This is a genomic window from Streptomyces polyasparticus (assembly GCF_014493765.1).
GTDB lineage: Bacteria > Actinomycetota > Actinomycetes > Streptomycetales > Streptomycetaceae > Streptomyces > Streptomyces polyasparticus.
On the sequence record NZ_JACTVJ010000007.1, the window covers coordinates 44,391 to 64,505 of the forward strand.

Below are 20,115 nucleotides of genomic sequence, written 5' to 3' on the forward strand. Positions count from 1 at the left end.
GTTGTTGACGGGGTTTCTGATTGCGGGAGACCCAGGGTTCCTAATTGACGCCCCGTCAGCCACACTGGCGCGATGAGCGCCAAGGGTCTCTTTCTTCGCGGCCGCCGCGGCACGGCCACCGCGGCCTGCGCCGCCGCGGTCTGCCTCGGCACCCTGCTCGCCGCCTGTGGCAGCGGCACGCCCGATGACGGGTACGTCGCGGTGGGCGCGGCGGGCGACGGCCCCAGCGAACGCGTCGAGCCGGCAGAGCCCACGCAGGACGTGGAGTTCGTACCGCTGGACGAGGACGGGAACGAGAAGCCGTCGTCAGGTTCTTCCCCGTCGTCCGAGTCGCCTTCAGGAAAGGGCGGTTCGGCTTCCGGCGGGGACGGGTCCGGTGCGGGCGGTTCCGGTGATGGTGATGGTGATGGTGACGGCACGGGCTCCGGCTCGGGTTCGGGCGGCTCGGAGGGGGAGTCGCCCGGCGGGAGCGGGAGCCCGGGCTCGTCCGGCTCATCCGGCAGCACGGGTGGATCCGGCGGCGGTGACTCCGGTGGTACGTCGGGGAGTTCGGGCTCCGCGCCGGGCAGCGAGGCGCCGGCCGGGCCCGCGGTGCTCAAGGTGGTGGGCGCGCCCGTGCGCACGGCTACGGACCAGCGCTGGTGCGAGAAGGTCACCCTGACGCTGCAGAACACCGGTGGTACGGCGGCGCGTTCGGCCGAGGTGACCTTCGGGACGCACATCATCGGAGCGCTCGGCGTCGACTGGGCGACCATCAAGTCCACGCATCAGGTGGCCGCCCCGATCGCCGCGGGGGCGAAGAAGCAGCAGACGTGGACGGTGTGCGTCGAGGCGTGGCGCGTACCGCTGGGGATGCATATCGAGACGCGGGATGTCTCGGTGAAGTGGCAGTAGGGGTGTGAGCGTCCCGCTGGAAAAGATACTTGCGGGCGGCTGTCGATCCGGCCCGGTCCCGTTCGACGTCAGGGTGTGCGGCATCTCGCCGCACCACGACGGGACAGGACTGGTGAGAACCCATGGATCAGCTGCTGAGAGTCATGAACTTCAACGTCTCGAGCGACGGCGTCGCCGCCGGTGAGCACCAGAGCTTCGAGCGGCCGTTCGGCCTCGACCATGCCGAGCGGCTGTTCTCCTGGGCTGGTGCCACGGCGAGCTGGCCGAACCGGACGGATCCCGGCGGGAGCCGGGGGCTCGACGACTACTTCACCCGTGATTTCGCGCGCAACATCGGTGCCGAGATCATGGGCCGCAACAAGTTCGGTCCGCAGCGCGGGCCCTGGCAGGACCACGAGTGGCGCGGGTGGTGGGGCGAGGAGCCGCCGTTCCGTACTCCGGTGTTCGTGATGACCCACCACACGCGGCCGTCGTTCACGCTCTCGGACACCACGTTTCACTTCGTCGACGACGAGCCGACCGCCGTTCTCGAACGGGCGCGGGAAGCGGCGCAGGGCAGGGATGTCCGGCTGGGCGGCGGGGTCACCACCATCCGCGCATTCCTCGATGCCGATCTGGTCGACACCCTGCACGTGGCGGTCTCGCCGGTGAAGCTCGGGTCCGGGCTGCGGCTGTGGGAGTCCCCCGAGGAACTGCTCGACCGCTTCCACCTGGAGGTCGTGCCCAGCCCGAGCGGGGTGACGCATCACCTGTTCTGGCGGAGGTGACGCGGAAGCTGTTCCGCAAAAGGTCAGGCGAGAGCCCGGCGCCGCGTACCGGCGCCGGGCTTCGCCGTCAGATCACCGGGAAAGCGCGCGTCACTACGCGAGCGCGAGCCAGGCCACCGCCGCGACGATGACGACGGCCGCGATGACACCGACGATCAGGCCGATCCGCGGGCCCGCGGGAGCGGGGGCGGCCTGCGCGCGGCGCGGGGCGCCCTCGTCGACGAAGGCGCGGAACATCTGGGTGCTGCCCGCGGGGTCGTGGCTCTCGGGACCCTGGGGCGCCTGGGGGTTGTGTGCCATGGAGCAGGACCCTAGCGAAGTCGGGGGCCTCGCCCAACCCCGGATCCCTTTGCCCGGGCATTGCCAGGACTTTAAGGGCTTTGGTCCCTTTTCGTTTGCCTGCAGCAACCATCTGGTTCTATGGTTGCCCTAAGCAACAAACACAGGACCGGGGGGACCCACCCATGGCCGCGCAGGAGCAATACGCGGAACTCGCCCGGCAGTTGAGCGGGGTCAGTGCGGTCAAACGGGATCTCGCCCGGGTGCTGCCCGCCGACTGCCCGCCCGGCTCCGCCGCCGTGCTCACCGTGCTCGACAAGCACGGCGAGATGCGGATGAGCAGGCTCGCCGAGCTGCTGGCCATCGACATGTCGGTGACCAGCAGGCATGTGGCCCATGTCGCCGACCGCGGCTGGATCGACCGCGATCCCGACCCCGGCGACCGCCGCTCGCGCATCCTCAGGCTCACGCCTGCCGGAGAGCAGCGGCTCGCCGAGCTCGCCGAGCGCTACACCGAGGCTCTCGCGCACTGCCTGAGCGGCTGGTCCGACGACGAGGTCGGCCGGCTCAACACGCTGCTCGCCAAGCTGCACGCCAGCTTCGGCGAGTGCCGGGGACCCCGCACCCCCGCTTTTCCCCCCACTCGTACACCCGCGTAAGAAGAGGAAGTCCATGGCAACGACCACACCCACCGGTGTGCGGGGCAGCCATGCCAAGCACGGAGGCCAGCCGTCGGCCGACGGCTCCCCGATGACGCACCGGCAGATCATGGAGGCTCTCTCCGGTCTGCTGCTCGGCATGTTCGTGGCGATCCTGTCGTCCACGATCGTCTCCAACGCCCTGCCGGAGATCATCTCCGACCTCGGCGGCGGCCAGTCCGCGTACACCTGGGTCGTCACCGCCGCTCTGCTCTCCATGACGGCCGCGACGCCGCTGTGGGGCAAGCTCGCCGACCTGTTCAGCAAGAAGCTGCTCGTCCAGATATCGCTCGTCATCTATGTGGCGGGTTCGGTGGTCGCGGGCCTTTCGACCAGCGCCGGAATGCTGATCGCCTGCCGTGTCGTGCAGGGCATCGGCGTCGGCGGTCTCTCGGCCCTCGCCCAGATCGTGATGGCCGCGATGATCGCGCCGCGTGAACGCGGCCGCTACAGCGGCTACCTCGGCGCCACCTTCGCCGTCGCGACCGTCGGCGGTCCGCTGCTCGGCGGTGTGATCACCGATCACTGGGGCTGGCGCTGGTGCTTCTACGTCGGTGTGCCGTTCGCGATCATCGCGCTCGTCGTGCTGCAGAAGACGCTCAAGCTCCCGGTCACCAAGCGCAAGGTGAAGGTCGACTGGACCGGCGCCTTCCTGATCTCGGCCGCCGTCTCGCTGCTCCTGATCTGGGTGACCTTCGCGGGCGACAAGTACGACTGGGCGTCCTGGCAGACCGGGGCGATGGTGGGCGGTTCCGCCGTGCTCATCGCGCTGTTCCTGTTCACCGAGAGCAAGGCCAGCGAGCCGATCATCCCGCTGCGCCTGTTCCGCAACCGCACCATCACGCTCGCCTCGCTCGCGTCCCTCTTCGTGGGTGTCGCGATGTTCAGCGGCACGGTGTTCTTCAGCCAGTACTTCCAGCTCGCGCGGGACAAGTCCCCGACGATGTCCGGGGTCATGACGATCCCTATGATCGGCGGCCTGTTCGTCTCCTCGACGCTCTCGGGCCTGATCATCACCAAGACGGGCAAGTGGAAGGGCTGGCTGGTCAGCGGGGGTGTCCTGGTGACGGCCGGACTCGGTCTGCTGGGCACGATGCGCTACGACACCCCGTATTGGCATCTCGCGATCTACATGGCCCTGATGGGGCTCGGCATCGGCATGATGATGCAGAACCTCGTGCTCTGCACCCAGAACCAGGTCGACCCGAGCGACCTCGGCGCGGCCTCCTCCGTCGTCACCTTCTTCCGCTCCCTCGGCGGTGCGATCGGTGTCTCGGCGCTCGGCGCCGTGATGGCCACGCGCGTCACCGACTACGTCAAGGACGGGCTCACCGAGCTCGGTCCCAAGGGTGCCGAGCTCGGGCACGCCGGCACCGGTGGCGGCGGCATTCCCGACCTCGACCAGCTGCCCGCGCCGATACGGACCGTCATGGAGGTCGCGTACGGGCACGGTGTCGCCGATGTCTTCCTGTACGCGGCTCCGGCGGCGGCGCTCGCCTTCCTGATCACGCTGTTCATCAAGGAGGTGCCGCTGCGGACCGCCAACGCGGCGGCCGTGCCCGCGGTCTCGCAGGAGACGGCGGCGGCTGCCCAGGAGGTCGTGGCGGTCGACGACGCCACCGCGGCCGCCACCGCATCCGCTCCTGCCGCCACGGCCACCGAGGCCAAGGCACCGGACGGCACTCCCGTACGCGGCACCGTCCGCACCGCCGACCAGGCCCCCGTGCCCCGCGCCGCCGTCACGCTGATCTCGCTCGCCGGACGGCAGCTCGGCCGGACGATCGCACAGGGCGACGGCGCGTACAGCGTCGACGCCCCGGGCCCGGGCTCGTATGTCCTGATCGCCTCCGCCGACGGCTTCCAGCCGCAGGCCGCCACGGTCGTGGTGGGCGAGGGGCCCCTCGCGTACGACCTTCTCCTCAGCGGTACGAGCGGACTCACGGGTGTCGTTCTCGCGGCCGAGGGCGGTGAGCCGGTGGCCGGTGCCATGGTCGTCGTGACCGATGTGCGCGGCGATGTGCTCGCCACCGGACTCAGCGGTGAGCAGGGCGAGTTCGCCTTCGCCGAGCTGGTGCCGGGTGCGGTGACCGTCGCGGTGAACGCTCCCGGGCACCGTCCCGTCGCGCTGCCCGTCGAGGTCGCCGGGCAGGGCGTCACCCAGATCGAGGTGGCGCTGCACTCCGGCGCCAGGGTCGGCGGCCGGGTGCTCGCCGGCGGCGGTCCGCTGAAGGACGCGCGGGTCACGCTGGTGGACGGCGCGGGGAACGTGGTCGCGACCGCGACGACCGGCGAGGACGGCGCGTACGCCTTCGCCGATCTGGACGGCGGCGACTACACGCTGATGGCCACCGGCTATCCGCCGGCCGCGATGGCCCTGACCGTCTCGGGCCGCGGGGTCGACGGTCAGGACATCGAACTCGCCCATCCGGACGAGTAGTTCAGGACCCACGTTCCCCTGCCCCTGCTCCTGGCGGAGGCGGGGCAGGGGGACGGACCGGGAAAGGGGCCCGGCGGGCAGGGGACGGCCCGCCGGGCCCCGATTGCTTTCGATGCCGCAACAGGCATGTACGCAAGGGGAGTTGGCTGTGGGAGTGACGGCACGGATCCGGACCGGCGACGGCTGGGCGGTGGAGCACGCGGTGGTGACGCTGACGGACATGCGCGGCGAGCAGGTGCTCAGAGCCGAGGCGGACACCGACGGCGCCGTACGGACGGGTCAGGCGCTGCCGCCCGGCCCGTACACCGCGATCGTCACGGCCGTGGGCTACGCACCGCACGCCGCGACCGCCCTGGTGACCGCGAGCGGGCGGGCGGAACTCGGGACGGTGACCCTGACGAGGCAGGGCGGGTCCGAACTCCCGCCGCCCGGTCGGTGGGTGATCGATCCGGCGCACTCCACGGTGGCCGCGGTCGCCCAGCATCTGGGGATCTCCAGCGTGCACGGCCGGTTCACCGAGTTCGGCGGCAGCGTGGAGATCGCGTCCGACGTCCGCTCGTCGACGGTCGAGGCCACGCTGGCGGCGGACTCCATCGACACGGGCAACGCGCTGCGCGACAAGCATCTGCGCTCCCCCGACTTCCTCGACGTGGAGCAGCACCCGTCGCTCGTCTACCGCGGTACGTCCGTACGGGAGAGCGCGCCCGGCACGTGGATGGTGGACGGCACCCTGGAACTGCGCGGCATCGTCCGCGAAGTCCCCCTGGAACTCACGTACTCGGGCACGAGCACCGACCCCTGGGGCGGGCTGCGGGCCGCCTTCCGGGCGAGCGCGACCCTGCACCGCGAGGACTTCGCGATGCACTACAACCAGATCGTGCAGGCCGGGGTCGCCGCGATCGGGGCCACGCTGCGGGTGGAGCTCGACATCCAGCTCGTACGGGAGGACGCGGCCGACGCCTCGTAAGGTGGCGGACGCCCCGCGGTGGCGGACGCCCCGCGGTGGCGGATGCCTCGTAAGGTGGTCGGTATGGCCAGAAGCATCGCGACCAACACCCGTGTCGAGCTCGACGAGTTGCTGGAATTCGTACGGCCCCGTCACCGGGCGATCCTGCTGACGCGCCGCCAGGACGGTGGGCCGCAGGCGTCTCCGCTGACCTGCGGGGTCGACGACTCCGGCCGGATCGTGATGTCCACGTATCCCGAGCGTGCCAAGACCCGCAACGCCAAGCGGGACGAGCGCGTGAGCGTGCTCGTGCTCAGCGACGACTGGAACGGGCCGTGGGTGCAGATCGACGGGACGGCCGAGGTGATCGACTCCCCCGACTCCGTGGAGCCGCTCGTGGAGTACTTCCGGAACATCTCCGGTGAGCACCCTGACTGGGACGAGTACCGCGAGGCGATGGTCGCGCAAGGCAAGTCGATCATCCGGGTCACGCCCGAGCGCTGGGGCCCGGTGGCCACCGGCGGGTTCCCGGCGCGGCTCGCGGAGGGCTGAGGGTCAGGCCCCGGCCGCCCGGTCCACCATCGTCTCGATCCCCGCGATCAGCACATCGAGACCGAACCGGAAGTCCCGCTCCCACATCTCGTCGACGGTCGCGCCGCCGCGCGCCTCCATGACGGGCTTCGCGCGCTCGAGGGTGTCCTCGAGTTCGGGTTCGGTGCGGAAGACGGCCAGGGCCTGCTCGAAGTACTCGTCCTGGGTGATCCCCGACTCCTCGCACTTGCGCCGGAAGTTGCCCATCGTGGTGCCGAAGCCGTACACGAACTGGAAGACCGCGGTGATCGCACCCGCCTGGCCCGCGGGCGGAAGGCCCGTCGCCATCGTGATGTCCTGGACGGCCCGCGCGACGAGCAGCGCATGCGGGCCGATGTTCAGATACGTGTTGTAGATCGCACCCACCCACGGGTGCCGTACGAGCATCGCGCGGTACGACTCGGCGAGAGCGCGCAGATCGTCGCGCCAGACGATCGCACGGTCCGGGTCGGGGAGGTCGATCTCGGCGAAGGCGGCGTCCAGGGCGAGTTCGAGGATGTCGTCCTTGGTGTCCACGTACCAGTAGACGGACATCGCGGTGACGTTCAGCTCCGCGGCCAGCTTGCGCATGGAGAACTTGGCGAGGCCCTCCGCGTCCAGCATCCGGATCGAGGTCTCCACGATCTTGTCGCGGTCGAGTCCGTCCGGCTGTCCGTCCCTGCGCGTGCGACCCCGCCGCTCGCTGTCCAGCCAGATGCTGGAGGTCGCGGGGTGCTTGGCCCGCTCGGCTGCCCTGACCATGGCGCACCTTCTTGTTCGTGACGAGGGTGGGTGCGGCGGACCGGAATGACCCGGTCCGCCGCACTCGATGCTACTTAGCCTGCTCAGGGTGGCCGACTGGCTCGGCTGCGTCCACCGACTGCCCCTGAGCCGGTACGGCCGCCGGGGCGGCGAGCTCGGCCCGCCGCAGCAGCGCCGCCGCGAGCAGACCGCCGAGGAACACCGCGATCGCGCCGACCAGCTGGCTGGTCTGCAGCCCAGAGGCGAAGGCGTCGGCGATCTCGGCCCGCTCTCCCGCGGTCTTCGCCGCCGCCAGTGCGGCGGGCAGGGAGCTCGCGGTCACGGCGACGAGCGCCGCGAAGCGGGCGTTGAGCACCGCACCGAGCACGGCCACGCCGAGACCGTTGCCGAACTCGGCGAGCGTGCCGTTGATGCCCGCGCCCACGCCGGCCTTCTCGGCCGGGATGGCGCTCATGATCGCGTTGGCCATGGCGGGCTGGGCCACCGCGAGACCGAGACCGAAGAGGAACAGTCCGAGCAGCATGCCCCAGTAGCTGCCGTCGGTGCCGCCGCCGAGGAGCGCGATGGAGGCGAGGCCGAGGGCGACCACGGTCATGCCGAGCAGCACGGTCCTCGGCACACCCAGCTTCATCAGGAACTTCGGCCCGATACCGGTGACGTTCAGGGCCACCACCGTCAGCGCGAGGGGCGCCATCCGCAGACCGGCCTCCAACGGCTCGTATCCGAGGACGAATTGGAGGTGCTGCGTGAGCAGGAAGAGCGAGCCGCCCATGCCGAAGACCACGAGCAGCGAACCGGAGACCGCGCCGATGAACTTCGGGTTCTGGAAGAAGTGCATGTCCAGCATCGGATACGGGATGCGCAGCTCGTACAGCGCGAAGGCGCCGAGGAACACAACGCCGACGAGGGCGGAGACGCCGACCTGGGCGGAGAACCAGCCGTGCTCGGGGCCGGAGATGATCGCGAAGACCACCGAGGACATACCGATGGTGGACAGCAGGGCGCCCATGAGGTCGGGCTTGTCGCCCTGCGGGTTCTTGGACTCGGGCACCAGCTTGATCACGGCGGCGAGGCCGATGAGCGCGACGGGGATGTTGATGAGGAAGATCGCGCCCCACCAGTAGTGCTCCAGGATGAAGCCGCCGACGAGCGGGCCGCAGACGAAGCCGAGCGAGCCGACGGTGGCCCACAGGGCGATGGCCTTGACGCGCTCGCTCTCGTCGAAGATCTGCATCACGACGGCGAGCGTGGTGGTCATGAGCAGCGCGCCGCCGATGCCCATGCCGGCGCGTGCGGCGATCAACTGGCCGCTGGACTGGGCGAGTCCGGCACACAGCGAGCCGATGCCGAAGAGCGCGAGGCCGAGGGCGAGCAGCTTCTTGCGGCCGTAGCGGTCGGCCATGTTGCCGGCTGTGAGGAGGAGGCCGGACTGGACGAGCGAGTACGCGTTGATCATCCACTGGATGTCCGCGGTGGACGCGTCCAGCTCGGTGGTGAGCGAGGGGATCGCCACGCTCAGGACGGTGTTGTCGAGCAGCACGGTGAGCTGGGCGAGGCAGATGACGCCGAGGATCAGCCAGCGCTGTGGGTGGCCTCCGGTGGTGGCCCCGGAGGGTTGTGCGGCGGTCGGCGCCGTCATGGTACGGACTCCTTGTACGGTGTACGGGAAGTGGTCCCGTACACCGTACAAGGAGTTCTTGTACGGTGTACAGCTCTTTATCGGGAGCGGTCAGTCGGCGGCCTTCTGCGTCAGGTCGTAGAGCATCGCGTCACCCACGGTTACCTTCTGGAAGTTCTCCTGGACCCACGCGCTGATCCGGGACGCGGTGCCGTTTCCGCCGCCGGGGCCGGCGCCCGTTCCGCCGCCCACGAAGTAGTGGATCCTTCCTTCGGCCACGTACTTCTTGAACTGGGCGAGCGTCGGGGACGGGTCGCTGCCGTTGAAGCCGCCGATGGACATGACCGGCTGCTCGGTGGCGAGCTGGTAACTGGCCTGGTTCTGGGAGCCGATGGCGGCGGCGACCCAGGTGTAGTCCTCGGCGTTCTCGAGGAGGGCGGCCTTGGTCTCGGCGTCGACGTTCGTGCCGTTGAGGAGGCCGCCCATGCCGCCCGCTCCCCCGCGTATGCCTTCGGCGGTGCCGGGCATACCGCCGGGCTGGGTCTGACTGTTGCCCTGGCCCTGGCCCTGGGCCTGGCCTTGCGGCGGGGTCTGGCCCTGCGGTGGGGTCTGGCCCTGCGGTGGGGTGCCGTCTGCGGCCTGGCCGCCGGTCGGGGGCTGACCGGCCCGTTGACCGTTGCCCTGCTGACCGTTGCCCTGCTGGTTGCCGCCGGGCGGCTGGATCCCGCCCTGGCCGCCGCCACCGGGACCGCCCTCACCACCACCCGGCATGCCGCCGCCGGGACCGCCCCGGCCGCCGGCCACCGCGGGACCCGCCGTCACGATCGACCCGCTGTGCCCCTCGCCGAGCGTCGTCCAGGTGTACGCGGCCGGTCCGGCAAGGCCGGCGAACAGCCCCAACCCCGCGGCGGCAAGCGCCACTTGGCGTCCGAGCCGCGCCGCGACGAGCACGGCCACCGCGGCGAGCGCGCCCGCGAACAGTACGGCCCACCGCAGCCACGGCACATAGTCCGCGGCACGCCCGAGCAGCACATACGACCACCAGGCCGTCCCCGCCACGGTCACGGCCAGCGTCGCGGAGGCCGGCAGACGGCCGCGCTCCTCCCACAGCATGCTCACGCCCATCCCCACCAGGGCGGCGATGTACGGGGCGAGGGCCACGGTGTAGTACTCGTGGAAGATCCCCCGCATGAAGCTGAAGACCACCGCCGTGATCAGCAGCGCACCGCCCCACGCCACGAACGAGGCGCGGCCGGTGTCCGTCCGCGCGGCCTTCCGCGTCAGGACCAGTCCGGCCACGAGCAGCAGCAGGGCGGCCGGCAGGAGCCAGGCGATCTGACCGCCGATGTTGGACGAGAACAGCCGGTCGATGCCGGTGGCCCCCCAGCCGCCGCCCTGCCCGCCGCCTCCGCCTCCGCCTCCGCCGACGCTGCCGGTCTCCTCGCCGTTGATCCGGCCGAGACCGTTGTAGCCGAAGGTCAGTTCAAGGAAGGAGTTGTTCTGCGAGCCGCCGATGTACGGGCGGGACGCGGCCGGCCACAGTTCCACGATCGCGACCCACCAGCCGCCGGACACCACCAACGCGAGGGTCGAAAGGGCGAGTTGGCCGAGCCTCCTGCGTACGGAGACCGGCGCGCACACCGCGTACAGGACGGCAAGAGGCGGCAGGATGACGAAGGCCTGCAGCGTCTTGGCCAGGAACGCGAACCCGACCGCGACCCCCGCCCACACCAGCCACTTGGTGCGCCCGTGCTCGAGCGCCCGCAGCACGCAGTACACGGCGACGGTCATCAGGAGCGCGAGCAGCGCGTCGGGGTTGTTGAAGCGGAACATCAGCGCGGCGACCGGCGTCGTCGCGAAGACCGCCACCGACAGCAGGCCCGCGCCCGCCGGGAAGCGCCGCCGCACGGCCGCGTACAGGACGGCCGCCGTCGCCACCGCCATCAGGACCTGGGGCAGCAGGATCTGCCAGGAACCGAGGCCGAAGGCCCGTACGGACAGGGCCATCGGCCACAGGGCGGCGGGCGGCTTGTCCACGGTGATGGCGTTGGCCGCGTCGGACGAGCCGAAGAAGAAGGCCTTCCAGCTCTCGCTGCCGGCCTGGACGGCCGCGGAGTAGAAGGAGTTGGCGTAGCCGGAGGCGCTCAGATTCCAGGTGTAGAGCGCGGCAACCAGGAGGAGGAGGGCGAGGAGCGCGGGCCTCGCCCAGCGCGGGTCATCGGGCCGGCCTCTCCACATCCTGTGGACGAGAGAGGCGCCGGGGCGGCGGTGCGCCGGGGCGGTCACGGGGGTCGGGGCGGGCGGGAGGGAGGGGCGGGGCGAGACGTTGACGGTCATCGGTGCTCCACGGAGTTGTCCACGGGTCGGGCAGGGGTGGTCATCGGTGCTCCACGGAGTCGGCCACGGATCCGGCAGGGGTGGTCATCGGTGCTCCCGTGGGTTATCCACAGGCCCGGCGGGGGCGGTGGGTGAGCGATAGCCTGGAAAGGGCTCCGGCCCCCGGGAGGGAGGGGACTGTTCCCGGGTCGACGAGGACCGCCCCCGCGCCGACGTGGACCGCCCCCGCCCCGCCACCCCCTGCTCGGAGAACACCCAGATCCGAAAGAGCAGAAACCTCAGCACCGTCGCCGCCAAGTTGGCCGCGATCAGCACGATCAGCTCGGTCGTGTGCGACGGGCGCCCCGCCGCCGTGTCGAGCGCGGCGAGCGAGCCGCTGGTCAGGGCGAGCCCGATGGCGAACACCACGAGCCCCTGGGCCTGGTGGCGTACGGCGCGCTCCCTGCCGCGTACGCCGAAGGTGAGCCGGCGGTTGGCCGCGGTGTTGGCGACGGCGGACACGAGGAGCGCGGCCACGTTCGCCAGTTGGGCGCCCATGCTCGTACGGAATGCCGAGTACAGCAGGAGATAGAAGAGGGTCGAGAGCACCCCGACCACACAGAAGCCGAGCAGTTGGCGGGCCAATCCCCCGGGCACCCCCTGCAGTTGACGGTCGCGCGGATCGTCGCCGAAGGGGCGCGCGAGGCGGTCGAGGGGCAGCGCTCCGACCGCGAGGGCGCGGCCCACGCGCCACACGCCCTTGAGGTCCTCGGCGGCCGTGCGCACGATGTGCACGGTCGAATCGGGATCGTCCACCCAGTCCACGGGCACTTCGTGGATCCTGAGCCCGGCACGCTCGGCGAGCACGAGCAGCTCCGTGTCGAAGAACCAGCCGGTGTCCTCGACCATCGGCAGCAGCCGCTCGGCCACATCGCGCCGGATGGCCTTGAATCCGCACTGTGCGTCGGAGAAGCGCGCCTGCAGCGAGCCGCGCAGGATCAGGTTGTACGTACGGGAGATGAACTCGCGCTTGGGCCCGCGCACCACCCGCGAACTGCGCGCGAGCCTCGATCCGATCGCCAGGTCCGAGTGCCCGGAGATCAGCGGCGCGACCAGCGGAAGCAGGGCGTTGAGGTCGGTGGACAGGTCCACGTCCATGTACGCGAGGACCGGCGCGTCCGAGGCCGCCCACACGGTCCGCAGCGCCCGGCCGCGGCCCTTCCGGTCGAGCCGGTGGTGGGCGACCTCGGCGATCGCCTCGCTCAGATACGCGGCGATCTCGGGCGTACGGTCGGTGCTCGCGTTGTCGGCGATCGTGATCCGGAAGCCGTACGGGAAGGTCTCCACCAGGTGGGCGTGGAGTCTGCGCACACAGGGTTCGAGGTCCCGCTGCTCGTTGTGGACGGGGACGACGACGTCGAGGACCGGTGTTCCGCGGACCTCGGCAGGCAGATGCCGCCGGGCCGGCAAGGTCCGGGGGCGAGGTTCGGTTGGCATGCCGCGACCCTCGCGAACTGCCCTGTCACAGCTGTGTGGTGAGGCTGTGCCCTGTCTGTGAGTGAGCGTTCGAGGGGGCGGCGCCCGGCAGCTCGACCGTGAACAGGGTCCGCCCCGGCGCGCTCTCGACCCGCACGCTTCCGCCGTGCGCCGTCACCACCGCCCGTACGATCGCGAGCCCGAGCCCGGTCGAACCGGCCTGCCCGGCCCCCGCGGCACGGGCGCGCGAGGCGTCGCCGCGGGCGAAGCGCTCGAAGACATGCGGCAGCAACTCGTCTGGGATTCCCGGCCCGTTGTCCTCGACTTCGATACGGCAGGGACTCAGGTCGCCGTCCCCGGCCCGCACACGGGCGGTGACGACCGTACCGGGCGGTGTGTGGGTGCGGGCGTTGGCGAGGAGGTTGACCAGGACCTGGTGCAGACGTGCCGGATCGGCCCGTACGAGGGCGGGTTCCTCGGGCAGTTCGAGCCGCCAGACGTGCTCGGTGCCGGCCACGCGGGCATCGCCCACGGCGTCGACCACGAGGAGGGACAGGTCGGTCGGCTCGTACGAGAAGGAGAGTGGCCCGCCGTGGTCGCTGTCGAGCCGCGCGAGCAGCAGCAGGTCCTCGACCAGGCCCGACATCCGGGTGGCCTCGGACTCGATCCGGCCGAGCGCACGCCGCGTATCGGGCCCGGTCTCCTCGCGGCCGCGGCGCGTGAGTTCGGCGTAGCCCCGTATCGAAGCAAGAGGCGTGCGCAATTCGTGGCTGGCGTCGGCGACGAACTGCCGCACCCGCGTCTCGCTGTCCTGGCGCGCCCGCAGCGCGTCGTGCACATGGTCGAGCATGCGGTTGAGCGCCGCGCCCACCTGACCGACTTCGGTGCGCGGATCGGCGTCGGGGACGCGTTCGCGCAGCACGGGTTCGCCGCTGTGCAGCGGGAGTTGGGCCACCCGGGTCGCGGTGACGGCCACCCTGCGCAGGGGCCGCAGGGCCACCCCGACCATGACGGCACCGGCGATACCGGCGGCGACCAGGCCGGCGCCGGCCACGCACAGCTCGACGACGACCAGGGTGCTGATCGTCTCGTCGACCGCGGATGTGGGCATGCCGACGAGGAGTTCGCCGTGATCGCCGCCCGCGGTGTACTGCACGCGGTAGTCGCCGAGGCCGGGCAGCGCGACGGTGTGCGGCTCGCCGTCCTCGGACACCTCGTCGAGCGCGGCCTTCTGGTCCGCTGTGAGGGCGGTGACCTCGGCCGGGCCCTGGACGTCGCTGCTCTCGGCGCTGATCGCGGCCCGCTGGACCCGGCCGTCCTCGACGGTGGCGCCGATCGTGCCGAAGTCCTGGCCGGGGAGCGTGAGGAACTTGAGCGGATCGTCGTCCTTCAGCGGATCCTCGTCCTGCGGAAGGTTCTGCGGCGGATTCACCGGCTGCTCGCCCGGCGGCCTTCCGCCCGCGCGCCGGGCCAGCTCGGACAGCTGGGTGTCGAGCTGCTCGTACAGATAGGACCTGAGCGCGACCGCCGTCACCGTGCCGATGACGGCGCAGACGACCGCGATCAGTGCGACCGCCGAGACGACGAGGCGGGTCCGCAGTGATCGCGGTGGTCTCACCGGACGCCGCCTCAGGCGCCGGCTCGGGCGCCGACCGCCAGGGGCCGGGCCTGGTGCGCGTCCTGCTCGGCGGGCTTGATCAGATAGCCGGCGCCGCGGCGCGTATGGATCATGGCCGGCCGTCCTGCGTCGATCTTCTTGCGCAGATACGAGATGTAGAGCTCCACGACGTTCGCCTTGCCGCCGAAGTCGTAACTCCACACCCGGTCCAGGATCTGCGCCTTGCTGAGCACGCGGCGCGGATTGCGCATCAGATACCGCAGGAGCTCGAACTCGGTGGCGGTGAGCTGGATCTGCTCACCGCCCCGGGTCACCTCGTGGCTGTCCTCGTCGAGGGTCAAGTCCCCGACGGCGAGCAGCGATTCACTGCGCTTGGCGGCGGCGCCGGAGCGGCGGATGAGGCCGCGGAGCCGGGCCACGACCTCCTCCAGGCTGAACGGCTTGGTGACGTAGTCGTCGCCGCCCGCGGTGAGCCCGGCGATCCGGTCCTCGACGGCGTCCTTGGCCGTCAGGAACAACACCGGTACGTCGGGGGTCTCGGCGCGGACGCGGCCGAGCACGGTGAGTCCGTGCATGTCGGGCAGCATCACGTCGAGGATCACGGCGTCGGGCCGGAAGGACCGCGCGGCCTGGATGGCGCTCGCGCCGTCGTGCGCGGTGCGCACCTCCCAGCCCTCGTAGCGCAGGGCCATGGCGAGCAGCTCGGTGATCGCGGCCTCGTCGTCCACGACAAGGACCCGTACGGGAGAGCCGTCCGGCCTGAACAGTTCGGTACGTGCGTCGCTATTGGTGGGGGCCATGCCGACGATGCTCGGGGTCCCCGGTGAGAGGACCCTTTCCCGATTCTGTGAATTCCCTGAGAAACGGGCGGGGCGGCGAGGGGCGGGGGCTCAACGGGAGCCAGGACTCAGCGGGAGCCGGGGCTCAACGGGACCTGGGACTCAGCGGGAGCCGGGGCTCAACGGGAGCCGGGGCTCAACGGGAGCCAGGACTCAGCGGGAGCCGGGGCTCAACGGGAGCTGGGACTCAGTGGGAGCCGGGACTCAGTGGGACCCTGCGTCGCGCCGGAAGCCGTAGCTCCGCTCGACCTTGGCCACATGGCAGCTGTACGCCTCGTACCACTCGGCGCGCCCTTGCTTGCGTACGCGCTGGTGGTCGAGGTTGTCGCGCCAGGCGCGGATCGCGTCCTCGTCACGGAAGTAGCCGACGGTGATGGACAGGCCGCCCGGGGTGGTGGCGTTCTCGTGGCCGAGGTAGCCGTCCACGTCCTTGGCCAGGTCGTTCATCAGCTGTGCGGCTTCGGGATAGCCCCCGTCGCCATAGGCCTCGGGCTTCTTCACGGAGGTGAAAACGACGGTGTAGTAGGGAGGTTCGAAGGTCGCTACGGGCGTGATCTCCATGCGCCCAGCCTGCGTTCACCCGCACAACCGTGTCCAGGTGCGCTGCCCAAAGGGATCCAAGACTTGACCATCGGCGGCCGACGCGCACCGGCTCGCAGGGACGAGGACCGAGCGCCGTCAGAACAGTCCGCCCTGCACCCCGCCCAGCTCCGCCACCGGCACCGTGACCCCACCGGCCGCCGTCTCGCCGGCCGCCGCCTCGAGGCGCCAGCCGGCCAGGAGGCGGGTGTCGAGGATCAGGCCGCGGCCCGTGCCGGGAGCCGGATCGGGCCCCGCGGCCGCGACAAGGTGCAGATCCGGCCCCGCGGCCACGACAAGGTGCAGATCCGGGCCCGCGGCCGCGACGAGGCGGCCCGCCACGACGCCGCCGTCGACGAACTCCCGTACCACCGAAGCCGTCTGCGCCCGGTGGCCGAGGCCCGCGAGGCCGAACTCCCCTGCGTGATCGACCACTTCGCACACGGCCCGGTCCAGCGACTCGGGCCATCCGGGCAGAGCCGTGGCCCTCCCATGGGCCGCCCGCAGCTCCGCCGCCCACTCGGCCGCGGGCGGCAGCACCCCGCGCACCACCCGCTTCTGCGTGTACGGGATCCGGTCGGGCACCCCGAGAGCCACCCCCACCAGCTCCTCCACCCGCCGCGCCGCCATCAGCGGACCGCGGCCGAGCCAGGTGAACGCCACGGCACCCTGTTCGAGCAGCCGCGCGGAGCCGCGCTCGTCGGCGGTGATCCCGATCTTGACGAGCCCGGGGCCGAAGTAGGCGAGATAGACGGCATACGGGCGCGGGTCGTCGGCCATGGTGTCGGCGGCGACCGAGTACGAACGGTCGATCCGCGCGCACTCCTCGCACTGCGCCCGGCTCGCCCGCGCGGGCACCGCGGCCCCGGTCGGGCAGGCCGTCCGCCGCCGGCCCCGCCGCACACCGAGGCACCGCCGCCCGCCGCGGGCCACGAATCCGAGCTGCTGTCCGTACGCGAGCGGGCTCTCGCGCTCGCCGCGCCCGTCCCCGAACCAGCCGAGCGCGGGAGCCCCGCCGCTCCACCGCACCCCTGTGCACCACCACGCCATGGGGCCCATCCTGGTACCCATGACTGACAGTCGCGCCCAGGCCGGTCCCCGCACCCGGGCCCTGACCTGGCAGGTGACGGAGACGGGCGGCTTCGAGACGGCCTGGATCACCCCGACGGGCCCGCGCTCCTTCTCGGCCCGCGGCCGCGTCTTCGCCGCGCTGCCGCACCCCTACTGGCTCTCGTACGCGCTGGAGACGGGGCCGGACTGGGTGACGCGCAGCATGACCGTGACGGCGGAACCCACGGACGGGGACGTCGGCGGGGCGGCGCACTTGGAACTGCGCCGGGACGGGGAATCCGGCATCTGGACGGCGAACGGCACCGCGCTGGACTGGGCGGGTCCCGAAACCCTGGACTGCGACCTGGGCCTGAGCCCGCTCACCAACACGATGCCGGTCCTGCGCCACGGACTGCACAGCGCCGCGGGTACCCACGCGTTCACGATGGTCTGGATCTCGGTCCCCGACCTCACGCTCCACATGTCCCCGCAGACGTACGGCCATCTCGGCCCCGGCCCGGCCGGCACCCGCGTCCACTTCGCGTCGGGCGACTTCGAGAGCGACGTCGAGTTCGACGAGGCCGGCTTCGTCACGAGCTACGCGGGCCTGGCCCACCGCGTGCACCCGCTGTCCTGACTACCCTTCGAGGGCTCCTCGCAGAGCGGCCGCGGTCTTGGTCGCGTCGTACCCCTCGGGCACGCCCTTGATCAGAATGATGTCCCCGTCGATGTGCCGCGAGCGCAGCGGCGCGATCTCCTGATACGCGGGCGAGTCCCACCAGGCCCGTGCCTCCTCGATGCCGGGGAACCCGATCATCACGACGTCCTCGTCCCACGTGCCTTCGAGCACCTCGTGCGGCGTCACATGCACGAGAAAGCGCCCACCGTACGGCTCGAAGGTCCCGGGGATGCGCTCGATGTACTCGGCGATGTCGGGGTGCAGGCTTGCCTTGCGCAGACGGGCTATGACGTACGCGGACATGGCGTCCTCCGGACTCGGGTGTCACCGACGGCTGGCTACGACTGGGTACGTCTCGATAGTCGCAGCGGCGGTACGGGGAGTCGATGACCCGGCAGGTAAGGGCACTTGCCGCTTGCCGCCCGACAGGCAGACCCAGGGCGTCCCTTTTGTTGCCGGACCCGCGCCCCCGGCAAGATCCGAAGGAGACGCGCTAGCCGCGGCGGTGGTCGCGACGGGGCGGTGCGACGTCGAAGAAGGGGTCGGTGTAGCGGTAGGTCACCCGATCGTCGTGCGCCTGCTGCCTAGCGGACTGCTCGATGAGGAGGCCGTCGGCGTTCTCCGTGCGCGAGCCGCGGCGCAGGACGACCACGATCAGACCGAGCGCGATCGCGCCCATGCCGCCGAGCAGCAGACCGATCTCCAGCACTTCATCCCCCTTTGCGCTGCTCAACCCCCGTGAGCCGGTCGAGGGGATATCCCCGGGCCGCACCTCGGCAAAACCAGCGCACCCGCAAGGGCCGCTCCCCGCAGGCACTGACTTCTTCACTCCTGAACGAGCAAAAGCAGAAGGCCCGGGATGATCTCCCGGGCCTTCTGTCGATGTGCACTCGGCAGGATTCGAACCTGCAACCTTCTGATCCGTAGTCAGATGCTCTATCCGTTAAGCTACGAGTGCTTGTTTTGTTGTCCCGCTTCGGTGCTTTCGCCCCGCTCGCGGCGACAGGAAGAACATTACATGACTGCCGCCGCCATGTGAAATCCGTTTACCGCACCCCTTGCGAGCTGCGGAAACGTCGAGATCCGCGCAGATGGCCTACACCCCGGTCACGCCGTCGATCCGCTCCCGGAGCAGGTCCGCATGGCCATTGTGGCGGGCGTACTCCTCGATCATGTGCACGTAGATCCAGCGGAGGCTGACGTCCTGCCCCATGAAGCGGCCCGTGTCCGTCAGCGGACGGCCGGCGCACAGCTCCCGCGCGCGGTCCGCCTCCGAGCGCCAGGTCGCCAGCGCCGCGGCCAGGGTCGCGTCCGGTGCGAGGTCGAAGCCGCCGTCGGGACCGTCCGGGTCCGCCTCGGGGTCGAAGATCGGCGGGGCCTGTTCGCCGGCGAAGACCCGCCGGAACCAGTTCCGCTCCACCTCGGCCATGTGCTGCACGAGCCCGGTGAGCGTGAACCCCGACGGCGGTACGGAAGCGGTCGCGGCCTGCGCGTCGTCGAGCCCCTCGCACTTCATCGCGAGCGTCGCGCGGTGGAACTCGAGCCAGCCCGCGAGGGTGGTGTGCTCATCGGCGTCGAAGGGCGGTAGGGGGCGCTCGATCTCGGTCATCCGAAGATCGTGCCATCCGCCACTGACAATCACGCCGCCGCCGGCGACAGGCGCAGCAAGGGCGCAGAAACACCTCAGGGAGCCCCCGTCATGACGACAAGGACTCCCTGAGCGGAGTGCGGAGGCGGAGGGATTTGAACCCTCGATGGGATGTAAGTCCCAAACCGCATTAGCAGTGCGGCGCCATAGACCGGACTAGGCGACGCCTCCAGCGCACCTGCGCGAGCGCGTGGTGCGTTGCAGATGATGACACAGCCGAGCGGGCTGTCACCAATCGCCCCCCACGGTACTAGGCACGTGGGCGGCAGGGCAAAGCATTCCCGCGCGTGCGCAACGTCCGTGGTGCAAAGGCGTTGAACAGGGAGTCCGTCCCCTCCCCTGGCAGATACGGAAAACCCATGCAGCTCAGCCGTCTCGCCGTCTCCGCCCTCGCGGCCCTCGCCGCGGTGGCCGTCGCGCCCACGGTCGCCCACGCCGACGAACCGCCCGCGCACGCGCTGCCCGAGCCGCAGCCCGATGTGCTGACCATCACGTCGGGGGCCACCACGTCCGGGGCCGGATCGACGATGCCGTACGAGACGTACGAACTCAGCTGTCTGCCCGACGGCAGCGGCGGCGGGGGACATCCGCAGGCCGACGAGGCCTGTGCGCGGCTCGACGCCCTCGCCGCCGAGGGCCGCGACCCCTTCGCGCCCGTGCCGGCCGACGCGATGTGCACGATGCAGTACGGCGGGCCCGAGACCGCCCGTATCACCGGGACCTGGCGCGGACAGCAGGTCACGGCGGACTTCGACCGGCGCAACGGGTGCGAGATCGGGCGCTGGAACCAGCTGGTGCCGGTGCTGCCCGAGGCCTCGCCCGACTCCGGCGGCCCGCGCGTCTGGTGACCGGTGACCGCACGCGGTCACACCACCTCCGTGCCCCCTTCCTGGGATCTCCCTCTCATCCGGCGTCCCCAGCGCAACGGCTGCCCGTAGA

Annotated in this window: 20 protein-coding genes and 2 tRNA genes; 8 read left to right on the forward strand and 14 right to left on the reverse strand. The window is 71.0% G+C overall.

The window, feature by feature from the left end; genetic code table 11:
• Positions 1–72 precede the first annotated feature (72 nt).
• On the forward strand, positions 73–894 hold the full coding sequence (locus tag H9Y04_RS15770) for a hypothetical protein (protein WP_187814512.1): 822 nt from the start codon (positions 73–75) through the stop codon (positions 892–894).
• Between the two features lie 122 nt (positions 895–1,016).
• On the forward strand, positions 1,017–1,661 hold the full coding sequence (locus tag H9Y04_RS15775) for a dihydrofolate reductase family protein (RefSeq protein WP_187814513.1): 645 nt from the start codon (positions 1,017–1,019) through the stop codon (positions 1,659–1,661).
• Positions 1,662–1,754: 93 nt separating this feature from the next.
• On the opposite strand, the gene H9Y04_RS15780 is transcribed toward H9Y04_RS15775, so the two are convergent.
• Positions 1,755–1,961, reverse strand: a complete 207-nt coding sequence (locus H9Y04_RS15780; RefSeq protein WP_187814514.1) for a hypothetical protein — start codon at positions 1,959–1,961, stop codon at positions 1,755–1,757.
• Positions 1,962–2,125: 164 nt separating this feature from the next.
• On the opposite strand from H9Y04_RS15780, the gene H9Y04_RS15785 reads away from it, so the two are divergent.
• The 4 genes from H9Y04_RS15785 (at position 2,126) to H9Y04_RS15800 (ending at position 6,573) form a co-directional block, all read left to right on the forward strand.
• Positions 2,126–2,599: a MarR family winged helix-turn-helix transcriptional regulator gene (locus H9Y04_RS15785; protein WP_187814515.1), complete on the forward strand. Its 474-nt coding sequence runs from the start codon at positions 2,126–2,128 to the stop codon at positions 2,597–2,599.
• A gap of 91 nt (positions 2,600–2,690) precedes the next feature.
• On the forward strand, positions 2,691–5,075 hold the full coding sequence (locus H9Y04_RS15790; RefSeq protein WP_498067165.1) for an MFS transporter: 2,385 nt from the start codon (positions 2,691–2,693) through the stop codon (positions 5,073–5,075).
• Between the two features lie 148 nt (positions 5,076–5,223).
• On the forward strand, positions 5,224–6,042 hold the full coding sequence (locus tag H9Y04_RS15795) for a YceI family protein (RefSeq protein WP_187814517.1): 819 nt from the start codon (positions 5,224–5,226) through the stop codon (positions 6,040–6,042).
• Positions 6,043–6,105: 63 nt separating this feature from the next.
• Positions 6,106–6,573: a PPOX class F420-dependent oxidoreductase gene (locus H9Y04_RS15800; protein ID WP_187814518.1), complete on the forward strand. Its 468-nt coding sequence runs from the start codon at positions 6,106–6,108 to the stop codon at positions 6,571–6,573.
• Between the two features lie 3 nt (positions 6,574–6,576).
• On the opposite strand, the gene H9Y04_RS15805 is transcribed toward H9Y04_RS15800, so the two are convergent.
• The 8 genes from H9Y04_RS15805 to H9Y04_RS15840 all read right to left on the reverse strand — a co-directional run bounded on the left by H9Y04_RS15805 (position 6,577) and on the right by H9Y04_RS15840 (position 16,870).
• A complete protein-coding gene (locus H9Y04_RS15805) occupies positions 6,577–7,353 on the reverse strand; it encodes a TetR/AcrR family transcriptional regulator (RefSeq protein WP_187814519.1) in 777 nt (258 codons plus the stop codon).
• A 70-nt stretch (positions 7,354–7,423) separates the two neighbouring features.
• Positions 7,424–8,992 (reverse strand): MFS transporter, encoded by a 1,569-nt coding sequence (locus tag H9Y04_RS15810; RefSeq protein WP_187814520.1) that lies wholly within the window; start codon positions 8,990–8,992, stop codon positions 7,424–7,426.
• 90 nt (positions 8,993–9,082) lie between these two features.
• Complete coding sequence (locus H9Y04_RS15815) at positions 9,083–11,308, reverse strand: ArnT family glycosyltransferase (RefSeq protein WP_187814521.1); 2,226 nt, start codon at positions 11,306–11,308, stop codon at positions 9,083–9,085.
• A gap of 84 nt (positions 11,309–11,392) precedes the next feature.
• Positions 11,393–12,784, reverse strand: coding sequence for a bifunctional glycosyltransferase family 2/GtrA family protein (locus H9Y04_RS15820; protein ID WP_187814522.1), 1,392 nt, complete (start codon positions 12,782–12,784; stop codon positions 11,393–11,395).
• 25 nt (positions 12,785–12,809) lie between these two features.
• A complete protein-coding gene (locus H9Y04_RS15825; RefSeq protein WP_187814523.1) occupies positions 12,810–14,381 on the reverse strand; it encodes a sensor histidine kinase in 1,572 nt (523 codons plus the stop codon).
• Between the two features lie 11 nt (positions 14,382–14,392).
• On the reverse strand, positions 14,393–15,181 hold the full coding sequence (locus H9Y04_RS15830; RefSeq protein WP_306660141.1) for a response regulator transcription factor: 789 nt from the start codon (positions 15,179–15,181) through the stop codon (positions 14,393–14,395).
• A 243-nt stretch (positions 15,182–15,424) separates the two neighbouring features.
• The gene (locus H9Y04_RS15835) at positions 15,425–15,781 is read right to left on the reverse strand and encodes an antibiotic biosynthesis monooxygenase family protein (protein ID WP_187814524.1); all 357 of its coding nucleotides are present in this window, start codon (positions 15,779–15,781) and stop codon (positions 15,425–15,427) included.
• A 117-nt stretch (positions 15,782–15,898) separates the two neighbouring features.
• Complete coding sequence (locus H9Y04_RS15840; protein ID WP_236070904.1) at positions 15,899–16,870, reverse strand: DUF2797 domain-containing protein; 972 nt, start codon at positions 16,868–16,870, stop codon at positions 15,899–15,901.
• Here H9Y04_RS15840 and H9Y04_RS15845 point away from each other — a divergent pair.
• Positions 16,869–17,486, forward strand: coding sequence for a putative glycolipid-binding domain-containing protein (locus H9Y04_RS15845; RefSeq protein WP_187814525.1), 618 nt, complete (start codon positions 16,869–16,871; stop codon positions 17,484–17,486). The two genes, H9Y04_RS15840 and H9Y04_RS15845, sit on opposite strands and share 2 nt — an antisense overlap.
• Here H9Y04_RS15845 and H9Y04_RS15850 read toward each other — a convergent pair whose 3' ends face one another.
• The 5 genes from H9Y04_RS15850 to H9Y04_RS15870 form a co-directional block, all read right to left on the reverse strand.
• The gene (locus H9Y04_RS15850) at positions 17,487–17,831 is read right to left on the reverse strand and encodes a DUF1330 domain-containing protein (RefSeq protein WP_187814526.1); all 345 of its coding nucleotides are present in this window, start codon (positions 17,829–17,831) and stop codon (positions 17,487–17,489) included.
• Positions 17,832–18,021: 190 nt separating this feature from the next.
• Positions 18,022–18,237: a hypothetical protein gene (locus tag H9Y04_RS15855; RefSeq protein WP_308800991.1), complete on the reverse strand. Its 216-nt coding sequence runs from the start codon at positions 18,235–18,237 to the stop codon at positions 18,022–18,024.
• Between the two features lie 176 nt (positions 18,238–18,413).
• Positions 18,414–18,486: transfer RNA gene (locus H9Y04_RS15860), tRNA-Arg, on the reverse strand.
• Between the two features lie 138 nt (positions 18,487–18,624).
• The gene (locus H9Y04_RS15865; RefSeq protein WP_187814527.1) at positions 18,625–19,137 is read right to left on the reverse strand and encodes a DinB family protein; all 513 of its coding nucleotides are present in this window, start codon (positions 19,135–19,137) and stop codon (positions 18,625–18,627) included.
• Positions 19,138–19,256: 119 nt separating this feature from the next.
• Positions 19,257–19,347: transfer RNA gene (locus H9Y04_RS15870), tRNA-Ser, on the reverse strand.
• 188 nt (positions 19,348–19,535) lie between these two features.
• Between H9Y04_RS15870 and H9Y04_RS15875 the strand changes: the two genes are divergently transcribed.
• Positions 19,536–20,024 (forward strand): SSI family serine proteinase inhibitor, encoded by a 489-nt coding sequence (locus tag H9Y04_RS15875; RefSeq protein WP_187814528.1) that lies wholly within the window; start codon positions 19,536–19,538, stop codon positions 20,022–20,024.
• Positions 20,025–20,115 lie beyond the last annotated feature (91 nt).